The following is a 13,338-nucleotide window of genomic DNA, read 5'->3' as shown; positions in this document are numbered from 1 at the left end:
GGTGGCCCGCGACTACTTGCCGAGCTTGCGACGCTGGACGCGCGTCTTCTTCAGCAGCTTGCGGTGCTTCTTCTTGGCCATGCGCTTGCGCCGCTTCTTGATGACCGAACCCACAGGTTGTTCCTTTCCCAGCTGGTGGTCCCGCGCAGAGGCGCGAAGGACGCCGACAGCCTACTGGGCCGGTGGCGGGCTGGGAGAATCGGCTCAGCCCGCGTCGTAGAAGGACTTGCGGATGTACTCGTTGGCGTCCTCCTCGCGCACCCGGAACGAGCGCCCGACCCGGACCGCGGGCAGGTCGCCGTTGTGCACGAGGCGGTAGACCGTCATCTTCGAGACCCGCATCATCGCGGCCACCTCGGCAACGGTCAGGAACTTGGCCTCGGAGATGTCTCCCGAAGAGCTGGTCACCATGAGCTTGCACCGACTTCCTGGGTGGCACGTCCGCCGGCTTCCCCGCCGGCGACTCCACGGCCACGCAGTGGTGAGAATAGGGCCTGGAGTGACTCGTGGGGAAGGGGCAATCGCAAGTGACTCGGCATTCGTCGGCGTGTCGGCTTGCAAATGACCCAGATGGGTCATGTTCTACCCCAGTGCTCGCCCGGCGCTCCCCGCGCTACCAGGCCTGCGGGTCGAGCCCGTGCAGCGGGAAGGCCGCGACCCGGGTGGCCTGCACGGCCCGGTCGAGCCAGGTGTCGGGGTCGTAGCCCTCGGCCCAGTCACGGTAGGCCGGGGTCACGCCGTCGGTCATCCGCCGTGGGGCCACCTGGCCCAGCAGCCGCTGCACGTGCTCCTGCCACGCGCCGGGGGTCGCGGTCTGCACGTCGAGAGGGGTGCCCGCGACGCAGGCCAGCAGGTGGGTCCACGAGCGCGGCACGACCGAGACGAGCTCGTAGCCACCGCCGCCGAGCGCCACCCAGCGCCCGTCGGCGACCTCGTGGGCCAGGTCGTGCAGGGCCTCGTGCGCGGCGCGCTGTCCGTCGACCGAGAGCATCAGGTGGGCGAGCGGGTCGTCGGCGTGGGAGTCGCAGCCGTGCTGGCTGATGAGCACCTGCGGGGCGAACTCCCGCAGCAGGGGCCCGACCACGGCGTGGAAGGCGCGCAGCCAGCCGGCGTCGGAGGTGCCGGGCGGCAGCGCGACGTTGACCGCGCTCCCCTCGGCCCCGGCCCCGCCGAGGTCGTTGGGGAAGCCGGTGCCCGGGAAGAGGATCTGGCCGGTCTCGTGCAACGAGATCGTCAGCACCCGCGGGTCGTCCCAGAAGATCTTCTCGACCCCGTCGCCGTGGTGGACGTCGATGTCGACGTAGGCCACCCGCTCGGCGCCCTGGTCGAGCAGCGTGCGGATGCCCACGGCGATGTCGTTGTAGACGCAGAAGCCGCTGACCCGGTCGGGCATGGCGTGGTGCAGGCCGCCGGTGATGTTGGCCGAGTGCAGCGACTCGCCGCTCCAGACCTGCCGGCAGGCCTCGACCGTGGCGCCCACGACGTGCGCGCCGGCCTCGTGCATGCCGGCGAAGACGGGGTTGTCGTCGGTGCCCAGCCCGACGTCGAGCCGGGGCCGGACCCGCCGCCCGGCGTCCTGGACGGCCTCGAGCAGCACCGGCTCGTGCACCGTGAGCAGCAGGTCGTCGGGGGCGATCGGCGCCGGCACCTGCCGAAGGCCGCCGGCGCCGCCGGCGCCGCCGGCGCCGTTCACGACGCCCAGCTCCTGGGCCAGCCGCATCGTCAGGTCCACCCGCACCGGCGACATCGGGTGGCCCACACCGAAGTCGTACTCCGTGAGGCGGGGGTCGAAGACGACGGTGGAGGGTCCGGAGCAGGCGAGCACGGCCCCGACGCTACCGCCGCGGGTGACGCCGGCCACTCGCGGCGCTACTGTGCCCACGTGCTGGTCACCACCCCGAGCCCCGTCCCGAGCCCCGCCTGCGCGGGTCTCGTGCCGTGCTCCCCGTGGTGGGCCGCCTGACGGCGGACCACCGATCGAGCGCACCTTCCTCATCCCACGGCCGTCCACGGGCGGCCGTTCGTCTTCTCCGGACAGCCTCGCGTGGGCACGCACCCACCAGGAGACGACATGTCCACGCACCTCGCACCGTCCAGCGCCGGCACCCGCCGGCTCTCGCTGGTCACCCCCAGCGGCAGCCCCACCCTCGGCAACCTGCTCGGCGCGCTGCGCCCCCTCGTCGCGGGCCAGGACGCCCACGACTGCTTCGTGGGCGTCAGCGACCTGCACGCGCTCACCGACGGCCACGACCCGCGGCTGCTGCGCGAGCGCAGCCGCGACCTGGCCGCGCTGCTACTCGCGGTGGGGCTCGAGCGCAGCACCCTGTTCGTGCAGAGCCGGGTGCCCGCGCACCGCCAGCTCGCCTTCCTGCTCGAGTGCGTCGCGTCCAGCGGCGAGCTGGGGCGGATGATCCAGTTCAAGCAGCGTCGGCGCGCCGACGGATCGAGCCGGGCGGCGCTGCTGACCTATCCGGTGCTGATGGCCGCCGACATCCTGCTCTACCGGCCGGACCAGGTGCCCGTGGGTGACGACCAGCGCCAGCACGTCGAGCTGGCGCGCGACCTCGCGGTGCGCTTCAACCGCACCTACGGCGAGGTGTTCACGGTGCCCGAGATCGTGGTGGCACCCGCCGGGGCGCGGGTGATGGACCTGCAGCGGCCCACCAGCAAGATGAGCAAGTCGAGCACCGACCTGTCGGGCGTGGTCGGCCTGCTCGACCCGCCCGACGTGGTGCGGCGCAAGATCGCGCGAGCCGTCACCGACAGCGACACCGGGCCCACCGCCGTGCGCGCGGACCGTGCGGCCAAGCCCGGTGTCACCAACCTGCTCGACGTGCTCGTGGCCTGTGGCGGCTCCGCCGAGGGCATCGGCACCTACGGCGCGCTGAAGCGCGCGGTCACCGACGCCGTCGTGGCGGTGCTGGAGCCGGTGCAGCGTCGCCACGCCGACCTGCTCGCCGACCCGGCGCGTCTGCACGCGGCGTACGACGCGGGGCAGGAGCGGTGCCGCGGGGTCACCGCGCCCGTGCTGGCGGCCGCCGAGGCGGCGATGGGGCTGTGACCCGCCGCGGCGACCGCCGGCTCAGGTGGCGGCGATGAACTCGGCCACCGCGTGGCCGAGCTCGGCGCCGGCGTCCTCCTGCAAGAAGTGCCCGGCGCGCTCGATGACCGGGTGCTCGACCTCGCGGGTGCCCGGCACCAGCTTCTTCATCAGCGGCGCCATCGCCCCGGTGATCGGGTCGGAGTCGGAGAACGCGACCAGGAACGGCTTCTCCCAGCGACCCAGCGACTCCCAGGCCGCCCGGTTGGCCTTGGTGGCCGGGTCGTCGGTGCTGGTCGGCACCAGCCCGGGCATCGCCCGCGGCCCGGCGACCATCTCCTGGGTGGGGAACGGGGCGTCGTACGCCGCACGCACCTCGTCGCTGAGCCCGCGCACGCAGCCGGACTCCACGAAGCGGCCCACGTCGAGGTGGTCGGCGCTCTCGACGGCCTTGCGGAACTGGTGCCAGATCTCGGGCATGTCGAAGTCGCCGGTGGGCATACCGGTGTTGGCCGCCACGACGCGCGCGAACCGGTCGGGGTTCTCGGCGACCAGGCGCAGCCCGATCAGCCCGCCCCAGTCCTGGCCGACCAGGGTGACGTCGTGCAGGTCGAGGTCGTCGACGACCAGCTCGCGCACCCACTCGACGTGGCGGGCGTAGCTGTGGTCCTCGGGCCGGGTGGGCTTGTCGGAGCGCCCGAAGCCGATCAGGTCGGGGGCGATGCAGCGCACGCCGGCCGCGGCCAGCACCCCGATCACGTGGCGGTAGAGGAACGACCACGACGGCTCGCCGTGCAGCAGCAGCGCGACCGGGGCGTCGTCGAAGCCCTCGGCGGGCCCCACGTCGAGGTAGGCCATCCGCAGCGGCTCGCCGCCGTCGGGGTCGGTGAGCTCGGCGTACGACGGCTGCCACGGGAAGTCGGGCAGGTCGGCGAAGCGGTCGTCAGGGGTGCGCAGGGTCTTCACGGGTGGCTCTCCATCTGGTCGGAGGGTCGGGCGGGGGCGAGTGTGGCAGGGCTGGGCGACTACTTCTTCTGGCGGCGCGAGCCGCCGTGCCAGTCCTCCTGCACGCCGGCCTCGCCCTCGTCGACGCCGAAGGCACGCAGCTGGGGCAGCTCGCGCAGGCTGCGCTTGAGCTCGGCGAAGCCGGGGAAGGTGGCCAGCCCGACGACGTGGTCCCACAGCGCGCCGGCCTCCTCCTCGCTGGGCAGCCGGCTGATCACCGGACCGAAGAAGGCCGCGCCCTCGGGCGGGGCGATGTGCAGGATCGGGGTGCCGACGTCCTTGCCGGTCAGCGCGAGCGCCTCGTCGGTCTCGGCCCGCAGCTGCGCGTCGTACGACTCGTCGTCGTAGGCGGTGGCCAGCTCGGCCGGCAGACCGGCCTCCTCGAGCGCGGCGCCCAGCAGCTCCTGGACCCGCTCGCCGGCGGGCATCCCGCCGCCGCTCTCACCGGGGTCGACGTCGAAGATGCGCGAGCTGATGGCCGGGTAGAGCCGGGCCACCGCGTCGGGGCCGTGCTCGTCGCGGGCCCGGGCGCACACGCGCAGCAGGTGCAGGCCGGAGGTGTGGCCGGCCTCGTACTCGGGCGGGAAGTGGGAGTCGTAGTCGACGTGCGCGTTGAGCAGGCGCAGCGAGATGAAGCGCCACTCCACCTCGTGGCCGCGCTGCTCGGCGACCATCCGCACCCACTTGCTGGTCATCCAGGCGAAGGGGCACACGGGGTCGAACCAGAACCGGACGTGCGGCTGCACCGCTGTGTCGCTCATGGGACCCACCCTGCCAGCCCGCCGGTCGGCCCGGCCACCACCTGTCCGGGCGCTCAGGAGCCCTGGGCCAGGGCGCGGGAGCGGTCGCGGGCGGCCTCCATGGCGGCCAGGAAGGCGGCGCGGACCTTGTGCACCTCGAGCTCGCGCAGCGCCGAGGCGGTGGTGCCGCCGGGCGAGGTGACCTGCTCGCGCAGCACGGTGGGGTGGGTGCCGGTCTCGCGCAGCATCTTGCCGCTGCCCACCAGGGTCTGGATGACCAGGTCGGTGGCGGTGGCGCGGGGCAGGCCCAGGTGCACGCCGGCCTCGATCATCGACTCCACGACGAAGAAGATGTACGCCGGCCCCGAGCCGCTGATCGCCGTCACGGCGTCCTGCTGGCGCTCGGGGATGCGCAGCACCTTGCCGACCGACGACATCAGGGTCTCGACCTCGGCGAGGTCGGCCTCGCTGGAGTGCGAGCCCGGGGAGATGGCGGTCATCCCCTCGTCGACGAGCGCGGGGGTGTTGGGCATGACGCGCACGACCGCGACGCCCTCGGGCACCCGCGACTCGATGTAGGCGGTGGTGATGCCGGCGGCGAGGCTGACCAGCAGCACGCCGGGGCGCAGCACCGGCGCGATCTCCTCGAGCAGGTCGGCCATGTCCTGCGGCTTGACGACCAGCGCGATCGTGTCGGCCTTCGCCGCGGCGCTGCGGTTGTCGAGCACGGCCACGCCGTAGCGCTCCTCGAGCTCGTGGGCGCGCTCGGGCCGCTTCTCGCCGACCATCAGCCGGTCGACACGACGCCCCGCACGGACCAGGCCCGAGAGCAGGGCCTCCCCCATCACGCCGGCGCCCAGGATCGCTGTCTGAGAGGTCATGGCGCCCATCCTCCCAGCCCGCGCCGCCCGGCGCGGGCAGGAGTCACTTCTTGGAGACCAGCGAGCGCGCGAAGAAGGCCAGGTTCTGCGGGCGCTCGGCGAGGCGGCGCATCAGGTAGCCGTACCACTCCTGGCCGTAGGGCACGTAGACCCGCACCCGCTCGCCGCTGGCGGCCAGGCGGCGCTGCTCGTCGGGCCGCACGCCGTAGAGCATCTGGAACTCGTAGCTGCCCTGCGGGCGCGCCGCGCGACCGGCCAGCGAGGTCGCGATCTCGACCAGGCGGGGGTCGTGGGTGGCGACCATCGGGTAGCCCTGGCCCTCCATCAGCACCTTCAGGCAGCGCACGTAGGAGCGGTCGACGTCGGCGGCGTCCTGGTAGGCCACCGACTCGGGCTGGGCGTAGGCGCCCTTGCACAGCCGCACCCGGGAGCCCTCGTGGGCCAGCTGGCGGCAGTCGTCCTCGGTGCGGTGCAGGTAGGACTGCAGCACCGCGCCGGTCTCGGGGAAGTCCTTGCGCAGCTCGCGCAGGGTCGCCAGCGTCGAGTCGGTGGTGGTGTGGTCCTCCATGTCGAGGGTGACCGTGGTGCCGGCGTTGCGCGCGGCGCGGCAGATGGTGCGCGCGTTCTCGAGCGCGACCCGGTGCCCGCCCTCCGGCGCGACGTCGGGCGGCAGGAACTGCCCGATCGCGCTGAGCTTGAGCGAGACCTCGGTGCCCGAGGCCAGGCCCTTCGCCGACAGCGCCGCGAGCACGTCGAGGTACGCCGCCACCGTCGCATCGGCCTGGGCCCGGTCGCTGGTGTCCTCGCCGAGGAAGTCGAGCGTCGCGGTCAGGCCGTCGGCGGCGAGCTCGCCGGCCGCACGCACCGCGTCCTCGGTGCCCTCGCCGGGCACGTAGCCCCGGACGATGCCGGCCGAGACCGGGAGGGTGCTGACGAGGTTCTTGACCTGCTGGCTGCGGGCGAGCAGGAGCAGCGGCTGCCGGAGGAGGGCCATGGGCAGCAGGCTACGTCGGCGCCCCCACCCCCGTCTCAGGCGGTACGCCGCCGCAGCGTCGCGGCGCCCAGCACCAGCGCACCGGCCACGAAGCCGGCCACCACCGCCAGGTCGCGCCAGACCTCCCCGGTGCCGGTCGAGGTCGACAGGGTGAGCATCGCGTCGACGGCGTAGGACAGCGGCAGCACGTCGGAGACCGTCTCGAGCACCGGCGGCAGCGCGTCGCGGGGCACGAACAGCCCGCAGAGCAGCAGCTGGGGGATCACCACGGCGGGCATGAACTGCACGGCCTGGAACTCGCTGCGGGCGAAGGCGCTGACGAACAGGCCCAGGGCGGTGCCGAGCAGCCCGTCGACCACGGCCACCAGCACCAGCATCGCCACCGGCCCGGTGATCTCGAGGCCGAGCAGGGTGGTGCTGACCAGCACCGTGACCAGCGACTGCACGACGGCGACCAGCCCGAAGGCGGCGGCGTACCCGCCGAGCAGGTCGAGGCGCGCGGTGGGCAGCACCAGCAGCCGTTCGAGGGTGCCGCTGGTGCGCTCGCGCAGCGTGGTGACGCTGGTGACCAGGAACATCACGGTGAAGGGGAAGATCGCCAGCAGCGCCGGGCCGACGCGGTCGAAGGCCCCGGTGTCGACGTCCTCGAACATCCACCACAGCAGCGAGACCAGCAGCGCGGGCAGCAGGAGCAGCATGGCCATCGTGCGGTGGTCGTGGCGCAGCTGGGTCAGCACCCGCACCGCGACCGCGGCGGTGACGCGGGCGCTCACGGCTGCTCCTGGTGGACCAGGGCGACGAAGGCCTCCTCGATGGTGCCGGCGCCGGTGCGCTCGCGCAGCCCGGCGGGGGTGCCGTCGGCGACCAGCCGACCCTCGCGCACCAGCAGCAGCCGGTCGCAGCGCTCGGCCTCGTCCATCACGTGGCTGGAGACGAGCACGGCCGCACCGGCCTCGGCGAGCTCGTGGAAGCGGGTCCAGAGCCGGGCCCGCAGCACCGGGTCGAGGCCCACCGTCGGCTCGTCGAGCACCAGCAGCTCGGGTCGGCCCAGCAGCGCCAGCGCCAGCCCGACCCGGCCCCGCTGGCCACCGCTGAGCCGGGCCACCACCTGGCCCCGCTGCTCGTGCAGGTCGACGACCTCGAGCACCCGGTCGACCTCGGCGGCGCCCGCGCGCAGCACCCGCGCGAAGAACGCGAGGTTCTGGGCCACGGTGAGGTCGTCGTAGACCCCGGCGGCCTGGGTGGCGTAGCCGACCCGGCCGCGCACGGCGGGGCTGCCGGCGGGGTGGCCGAGCACGCTCACGCTGCCGCTGCTGACGACCTGGCTGCCGACCAGGGCCCGCATCAGCGTCGTCTTGCCCGAGCCCGACGGGCCCAGCAGCCCGGTCACCCCGTGCCCGAGCCGGGCGTCGAGCCCGGCCAGCACGGTGCGCCCGCCGCGGCGTACGACGAGCCCGGTGACCTCGGCCACCGGCGCCTCGACCGACCGGTCAGGTGGCTGCGACCGCGAAGTGCTCACGGGCGAACTCCAGCGACTCGCGCAGGTCGGCCTCGCGCTCCTCGCGCGAGTCGCAGCGACGGGTGTTGATCTCGAGCACGATGTCGCCGTCGAAGCCGGTGCCGGCGAGGTGGCGCAGGAAGCCGGCGGCGTCCATCTCGCCGCGTCCGGGCACCAGGTGCTCGTCCTTGGGCGAACCGGTGCCGTCGGTCAGGTGCACGTGGCGCAGCCGCTCCCCCAGCCGCTCGGCCATCTCGACCGGGTCGTCCTCGGCGATCGCGGCGTGGGAGAGGTCGATGGTGGTGCTGGCGTAGGTCTCGGAGGAGGGGTCCCAGCCGGGCAGGTACATCTGCATGCCGGTCGCGGCCCGCGAGGTCACCTGGGCGCGCCAGGGGTACATGTTCTCGACCGCGAAGAACAGCCCGGTGGACTCCTCGAGCGCGGCGATGCCGTCGACGAAGCCGCGGGCGTAGTCCTTCTGCCAGCGGAACGGCGGGTGCACCACGACGGTGCGCGCACCCACCGCGTGCGCCATCTCGGCGGAGCGCTCGAGCTTGCCCCAGGGCTCGGTGCCCCAGACCCGCTGGGTGAAGAGCAGGCACGGCGCGTGCACCGCGCACACCGGCATCTCGTGGTGCTCGGAGAGCTGCTGGACCGCAGAAGTCTGCTGGCTCAGCGCGTCGATGCCGACCATCACCTCGACGGCGTCGTAGCCGAGCTGCGCGGCGTAGGCGAACCCGTGCGCGGTCGACTCGGGGTAGACCGACGAGGTGGACAGCCCGATCCGGGTGGTCACGACCGCTCCCGCCTCAACCCAGCACGCTGAGCTGGTCGAGGCGCTCGAGGATGACGCCCTCGCGCAGGGCCCAGGGGCAGATCTCGAGCTCGCCGAGGTCGAAGATGTCCATGCAGGCCTCGGCCACCAGCGCGCCGGGCAGCACCTGGTGGGCGCGGCTGGGCGAGACGCCGGGCAGCGCGGCCAGCTCGTCGTGGCTCATCGCGACCAGCTTGGGGATCCACTCCCTCAGCGACGCCAGCGGCAGGGCCCGCGGCACGAGCGGGCCCTCCGACGACGCCGCCGCCCCGCAGATGCGGGCCAGGGAGCGGAAGGTCTTCGAGGTCGCCGCCGCCCGGTCGGGCGCCCCGGCGCGCAGCAGGTGGCCGGCGTCGCGGGCGATCTCGGCGCGGATCCGGCGCCGCAGCTCACGGATCGCCTCGTCGTCGGGTGCGCCCGAGCCGAAGTGGGTGCGGGCCAGGCGCGCCGCGCCCAGCGGCAGCGACCACGCCACGTCGGGCGCCTCGTCGGGCCCACCCGCGATCTCGAGGGACCCGCCGCCGATGTCGAAGACCGCCAGCCGCCCGGCCGACCAGCCGAACCAGCGGCGTACGGCCAGGAAGGTCAGGCGCGCCTCGTCCTCGCCGGAGAGCACCGCGATCCGCACCCCGGTCTGCTCGTGGACGTGGTCGAGCACCGCGTCGGCGTTGGCCGAGTCGCGCACCGCGGAGGTGGCGAAGGCCAGCATGTCCTGGCAGCCCTTGTCCTCGGCGACCGTGACCGCCTGGGCGGTGAAGGCCGTCAGGGCCTGCACCCCCGCCTCGGAGACCGCGCCCTCGTCGGGGCCGTGCTCGACCAGGTGCTCGGCCAGGCGCAGCGGCTCCTTGTAGGAGTACGCCGGCAGGGGGGCCGCACCACCGTGGGCGTCGACCACCAGCAGGTGCCCGGTGTTCGAGCCGATGTCGAGGACGCCCAGCCGCATGGGTCCAACGTACTCCCGGGACCTCCCCGGAACGTAGGGTGGCCCGGTGCCCGAAGTGGACCTCGTCTTCCCCCGCGCCTGGGTCGAGTTCGTCAACCCCGACGACCACGACGAGGTGCTGCGCTGCGACCTCACCTGGCTGACGTCGTCGTACACCTGCATCTTCGGCCAGGGCTGCCCCGGCATCTTCGCCGACGCCCCAGACGTGGGGTGCTGCACGCTCGGCGCGCACTTCGCCGACGACAGCGACGAGGAGCGGGTCGCGGGCTTCGTCGACCAGCTGTCCCCGCACCAGTGGCAGCAGCACCCGGGGCGCGCGGTTGCGCGCGACGACTGGGTCGAGCTCGACGACGAGGGCGCCCGCAAGACCCGGGTCACCGAGGTCGACGGCCAGCAGGCCTGCATCTTCCAGAACCGGCCCGGCTTCGCCCCCGAGGATCCCGAGGCCGGCCCCGGCGGCGCGGGCTGCGCCCTGCACGGCCTGGCCCTCGACCTGGGGCTGCACCCCCTCGAGACCAAGCCCGACGTGTGCTGGCAGCTGCCGATCCGCCGCACCTTCCGCGAGGTCGAGCGCACCGACGGCACCGAGTACACCGAGGTCAGCATCGGCGAGTACGACCGACGCGGCTGGGGACCGGGCGGGCACGACCTCGACTGGTACTGCTCGGGCAACACCGAGGCGCACGTCGCGGTCGAGCCGGTCTACGTCACCAACGAGGCCGAGCTGCGCGAGCTGATGGGCTCGGCGGCGTACGACGAGCTGGTGCGCCACTGCGAGGCGCACCTGCGCTCGCGCTCGGCGCTGGCGCTGCACCCCGCCGACCCGCACTGACCCCTCGGCCCTCTCGGCTTCTCGACATCGAGAGAACCGACCCCGCCGTCGCCCCGTGACGTTGCGGAGTTCACAATCGTAGGCATGCGCCTGGACCACCTCTCCTACGCCGCCGGCCCCGACGGTCTCGCCAGCACCGCGCAGCGCATCGGCGGGCTGCTGGGCCGCGACTTCACCGACGGCGGCATCCACCCGCGCTTCGGCACCCGCAACATGGTGCTGCCGCTGGCGCAGGACACCTACCTCGAGATCGTCGAGGTCCTCGACCACCCCGCCTCCGACAAGGCGCCCTTCGGGCAGGCCGTGCGCGCCCGCTCGGCGCTCGGCGGCGGCTGGCTGGGCTGGGCCGTCGCGGTCGACGACATCTCGGTGGCCGAGCAGCGCCTGGGCCGCGAGGCCGCGCAGGGCAGCCGGCACCGCCCCGACGGCACCGAGCTGCGCTGGAAGCAGATCGGCATCAACGGCCTGATGGCCGACCCGCAGCTGCCGTTCTTCCTGCAGTGGGAGGTGCCCGCCGACCTGCACCCCAGCCACGGCGCCGACGACGCCTACGCCCTGGCCTGCCTCGAGATCGCCGGCGACCCGCTGCGCGTCAGCGAGTGGCTGGGCGAGCCGGTCGAGGCGCCCCTCGAGGACGTCAAGGTCGACTGGGTGGCCCCGCACGGCACCCCCGGCGTGATCGCCGTGCAGATCCAGACCCCCGGCGGCCTGGTCCGGCTCTGAGGGAGCCGACGGTGCTGCCGGAGGGCACCCGCCCCAGCCCCAACATCTGGCACCACACCGACACCTACGAGCTCGAGAACCACGCCTTCGACCCCGACCGGCGCGTCGAGGCCGTGATCGAGGAGCTCGGTGGCTGGGCCGACCGCGACGTCCTCGACGTCGGCTGCGGCACCGGCTTCCACCTGACCCGCTTCGCGCGCGCCGCCGCGTCGGTGACCGGTGTCGAGCCGCACCCCGACCTGCGCGCCATCGCCGGGCGCCGCACCCGGCGGCTGGCGGCCGACCGTAAGGTCACGGTGCTCGAGGGCACCGCCCAGGACCTGCCGCTGCCCGACTCCAGCATCGACGTGGTGCACGCGCGCTGGGCCTACTTCTTCGGACCCGGTTGCGAGCCCGGTCTCGCCGAGCTCGAGCGGGTCGCGCGCCCCGGGGCGACGGCGTACGTCGTCGACAACGACGCGAGCCGCTCGACCTTCGGCGCCTGGTTCGCCCGTGGCTTCCCCGAGCACCCGAGCCCCGCGGTGAAGCAGGAGTTCTGGGCCGCGCAGGGCTGGCAGCGTGAGCCGGTGCTGACCCGCTGGGCCTTCGACACCCTCGCCGACCTCGAGGCCGTGGTGCGCATCGAGCTGCCCGGCCCGGCCGCCGAGCAGGCGCTGGCCGAGCACGCCGCCGCCGGCGGTGGCACCGAGGTCGACTACGCCGTCGACGTGTGGTGGCGCCGCTTCTGAGCGCAGCCCGATCGGGCCCGGTCGGGGCCGATCAGGACCGGTCGGGGCCCGAGGAGTCGCGCACGACCAGCGACGGGGTGAGCAGCACGCCCTGCTGGGCGACACGGGGCCGGCCCAGCAGGCCCTCGAGGGCGGTGACGACCTCGATGGCGACGTCCTCGAGGGGCTGGCGCACCGAGCTCAGCCCGGGTCGCACGACCTGGGCGACCTGCGAGTCGTCGAAGCCGACGACCGCGACGTCGTCGCCGACGCGCAGCCCGCGCAGCCCCAGGGTGTGCAGCACCCCCATCGCGAGGGTGTCGGAGGCGCAGACGAAGGCGGTGGGCGCGGCCTCGTCGAGGAGCACCTCGCTGGCCTCGCGGCCGCTCGCCACGGTGTCCTCCACGCGTGAGGCCAGCCCCGAGGTAGGCAGCCCGGCCTCCTTCATGGCGCGGTGCCAGCCGGCGCGGCGGTCCTCACCGATGCGCGAGTCCTTGCGCCAGCCGATCCAGGCGATCCGCTCGTGGCCCTTGGCGAGGAGGTGGCGGGTGGCGCTCTCGCAGCCGGCGGCGCCGTCGACGTCGACCCAGGCGTGCGTGGCCTCGGAGTTCTCCCAGGGCCGGCCGAACGCCACGAACGGCGCCCGGCGCCCGTCGAGCCACTCGGCCTGCGGGTTGCCGAGGTAGGTGTCGGTGACCACGAAGGCGTCGACCGCGGTCGAGCGCAGCAGGTCCTCGTAGCCCGACAGCGGGTCGGTGGGGTCGCCGGTGAAGAGCAGCACGTGGTAGCCGGCCTCGCGCGAGGTCTCGACCAGCGAGTGCACGAAGCGGTCCATCGTCGCGTTGGCGGTGCCCTCCTGGGCGGCCTGGATGCGCAGCCCGATCAGGTGGGAGGCGCGGGTGCGCAGGTTGCGGGCCGCGCGGTTGGGCAGGTAGCCGAGGTCGGCGATGGCCTGCTGGACGCGCAGCAGCGTGTCGGCGCGCAGCAGGTCGGGGTTGTTGACCGCGTTGGAGACCGTCTGGCGCGAGACACCGGCGCGCTCGGCGACGTCGGCCAGCGTGGGCGGCGGCCCGGACGTGCGGGAGCTGGTGCGGGACACGGTCACCACCCCTCGCCACCTCTTGATCGTTCCAAGTCCGACGGGAGCACTGTAACCACGAC

The 13,338-nt window shown here is 73.8% G+C and carries 16 protein-coding genes; 4 read left to right on the top strand and 12 right to left on the bottom strand.

The window, feature by feature from the left end:
- Positions 1-12: 12 nt before the first annotated feature.
- The 3 genes from QWJ41_RS01930 to QWJ41_RS01920 all read right to left on the bottom strand — a co-directional run bounded on the left by QWJ41_RS01930 (position 13) and on the right by QWJ41_RS01920 (position 1,825).
- Positions 13-114: a 30S ribosomal protein bS22 gene (locus QWJ41_RS01930; RefSeq protein ID WP_008356322.1), complete on the bottom strand. Its 102-nt coding sequence runs from the start codon at positions 112-114 to the stop codon at positions 13-15.
- A gap of 90 nt (positions 115-204) precedes the next feature.
- Positions 205-411, bottom strand: a complete 207-nt coding sequence (locus QWJ41_RS01925) for a helix-turn-helix domain-containing protein (RefSeq protein WP_193668073.1) — start codon at positions 409-411, stop codon at positions 205-207.
- A gap of 202 nt (positions 412-613) precedes the next feature.
- The gene (locus tag QWJ41_RS01920) at positions 614-1,825 is read right to left on the bottom strand and encodes an acetoin utilization protein AcuC (RefSeq protein WP_302705471.1); all 1,212 of its coding nucleotides are present in this window, start codon (positions 1,823-1,825) and stop codon (positions 614-616) included.
- 246 nt (positions 1,826-2,071) lie between these two features.
- On the opposite strand from QWJ41_RS01920, the gene trpS reads away from it, so the two are divergent.
- Positions 2,072-3,061, top strand: coding sequence for a tryptophan--tRNA ligase (gene trpS, locus QWJ41_RS01915; protein ID WP_302705470.1), 990 nt, complete (start codon positions 2,072-2,074; stop codon positions 3,059-3,061).
- Between the two features lie 21 nt (positions 3,062-3,082).
- Here the strand turns inward: trpS and QWJ41_RS01910 are convergent, their stop codons facing one another.
- Genes QWJ41_RS01910 through QWJ41_RS01875 form a run of 8 tightly spaced genes read right to left on the bottom strand, consistent with a single transcriptional unit; the run spans position 3,083 to position 9,915 of the window.
- The gene (locus QWJ41_RS01910; protein ID WP_302705468.1) at positions 3,083-4,006 is read right to left on the bottom strand and encodes a haloalkane dehalogenase; all 924 of its coding nucleotides are present in this window, start codon (positions 4,004-4,006) and stop codon (positions 3,083-3,085) included.
- A 59-nt stretch (positions 4,007-4,065) separates the two neighbouring features.
- The gene (locus QWJ41_RS01905) at positions 4,066-4,806 is read right to left on the bottom strand and encodes a mycothiol-dependent nitroreductase Rv2466c family protein (protein ID WP_302705467.1); all 741 of its coding nucleotides are present in this window, start codon (positions 4,804-4,806) and stop codon (positions 4,066-4,068) included.
- Between the two features lie 53 nt (positions 4,807-4,859).
- A complete protein-coding gene (gene proC / locus QWJ41_RS01900) occupies positions 4,860-5,666 on the bottom strand; it encodes a pyrroline-5-carboxylate reductase (RefSeq protein WP_302705466.1) in 807 nt (268 codons plus the stop codon).
- A gap of 43 nt (positions 5,667-5,709) precedes the next feature.
- Positions 5,710-6,660: a proline dehydrogenase family protein gene (locus QWJ41_RS01895; RefSeq protein WP_302705464.1), complete on the bottom strand. Its 951-nt coding sequence runs from the start codon at positions 6,658-6,660 to the stop codon at positions 5,710-5,712.
- Between the two features lie 35 nt (positions 6,661-6,695).
- Positions 6,696-7,433, bottom strand: coding sequence for an ABC transporter permease (locus QWJ41_RS01890; RefSeq protein ID WP_302705462.1), 738 nt, complete (start codon positions 7,431-7,433; stop codon positions 6,696-6,698).
- Entirely contained in the window at positions 7,430-8,179 is a 750-nt protein-coding gene (locus QWJ41_RS01885; RefSeq protein ID WP_302705461.1) for an ABC transporter ATP-binding protein, read from the bottom strand. Before QWJ41_RS01885 ends, QWJ41_RS01890 begins: the two co-directional genes overlap by 4 nt.
- Entirely contained in the window at positions 8,151-8,954 is an 804-nt protein-coding gene (locus tag QWJ41_RS01880) for a sugar phosphate isomerase/epimerase family protein (protein WP_302705459.1), read from the bottom strand. The genes QWJ41_RS01885 and QWJ41_RS01880 overlap by 29 nt, the downstream gene beginning before the upstream one ends.
- Positions 8,955-8,967: 13 nt before the next feature.
- A complete protein-coding gene (locus QWJ41_RS01875) occupies positions 8,968-9,915 on the bottom strand; it encodes a Ppx/GppA family phosphatase (RefSeq protein ID WP_302705457.1) in 948 nt (315 codons plus the stop codon).
- A 46-nt stretch (positions 9,916-9,961) separates the two neighbouring features.
- Between QWJ41_RS01875 and QWJ41_RS01870 the strand changes: the two genes are divergently transcribed.
- From QWJ41_RS01870 to QWJ41_RS01860, 3 genes are all read left to right on the top strand, one after another.
- Positions 9,962-10,747 (top strand): DUF3109 family protein, encoded by a 786-nt coding sequence (locus QWJ41_RS01870; protein WP_302705456.1) that lies wholly within the window; start codon positions 9,962-9,964, stop codon positions 10,745-10,747.
- An 84-nt stretch (positions 10,748-10,831) separates the two neighbouring features.
- Positions 10,832-11,470, top strand: a complete 639-nt coding sequence (locus QWJ41_RS01865) for a VOC family protein (RefSeq protein ID WP_302705455.1) — start codon at positions 10,832-10,834, stop codon at positions 11,468-11,470.
- Positions 11,471-11,481: 11 nt separating this feature from the next.
- On the top strand, positions 11,482-12,198 hold the full coding sequence (locus QWJ41_RS01860) for a class I SAM-dependent methyltransferase (RefSeq protein ID WP_302705454.1): 717 nt from the start codon (positions 11,482-11,484) through the stop codon (positions 12,196-12,198).
- Between the two features lie 31 nt (positions 12,199-12,229).
- On the opposite strand, the gene QWJ41_RS01855 is transcribed toward QWJ41_RS01860, so the two are convergent.
- Positions 12,230-13,276, bottom strand: a complete 1,047-nt coding sequence (locus tag QWJ41_RS01855) for a LacI family DNA-binding transcriptional regulator (protein ID WP_302705453.1) — start codon at positions 13,274-13,276, stop codon at positions 12,230-12,232.
- Positions 13,277-13,338 lie beyond the last annotated feature (62 nt).

The organism is Nocardioides cremeus (genome assembly GCF_030518195.1).
In the GTDB taxonomy this organism is placed as follows: domain Bacteria; phylum Actinomycetota; class Actinomycetes; order Propionibacteriales; family Nocardioidaceae; genus Nocardioides; species Nocardioides cremeus.
Note: the sequence above shows the minus strand (reverse complement) of the source record. Positions and strands in the feature narration are given on the sequence as shown.

What these genes read in the sequence shown, in the direction of transcription:
- QWJ41_RS01925 (WP_193668073.1), bottom strand. Translation starts at nt 411, where the DNA reads ATGGTGACCAGCTCTTCGGGAGACATCTCCGAGGCCAAGTTCCTGACC.
- trpS (WP_302705470.1), top strand. Translation starts at nt 2,072, where the DNA reads ATGTCCACGCACCTCGCACCGTCCAGCGCCGGCACCCGCCGGCTCTCG.
- QWJ41_RS01905 (WP_302705467.1), bottom strand. Translation starts at nt 4,806, where the DNA reads ATGAGCGACACAGCGGTGCAGCCGCACGTCCGGTTCTGGTTCGACCCC.
- proC (WP_302705466.1), bottom strand. Translation starts at nt 5,666, where the DNA reads ATGACCTCTCAGACAGCGATCCTGGGCGCCGGCGTGATGGGGGAGGCC.
- QWJ41_RS01895 (WP_302705464.1), bottom strand. Translation starts at nt 6,660, where the DNA reads ATGGCCCTCCTCCGGCAGCCGCTGCTCCTGCTCGCCCGCAGCCAGCAG.
- QWJ41_RS01875 (WP_302705457.1), bottom strand. Translation starts at nt 9,915, where the DNA reads ATGCGGCTGGGCGTCCTCGACATCGGCTCGAACACCGGGCACCTGCTG.
- QWJ41_RS01865 (WP_302705455.1), top strand. Translation starts at nt 10,832, where the DNA reads ATGCGCCTGGACCACCTCTCCTACGCCGCCGGCCCCGACGGTCTCGCC.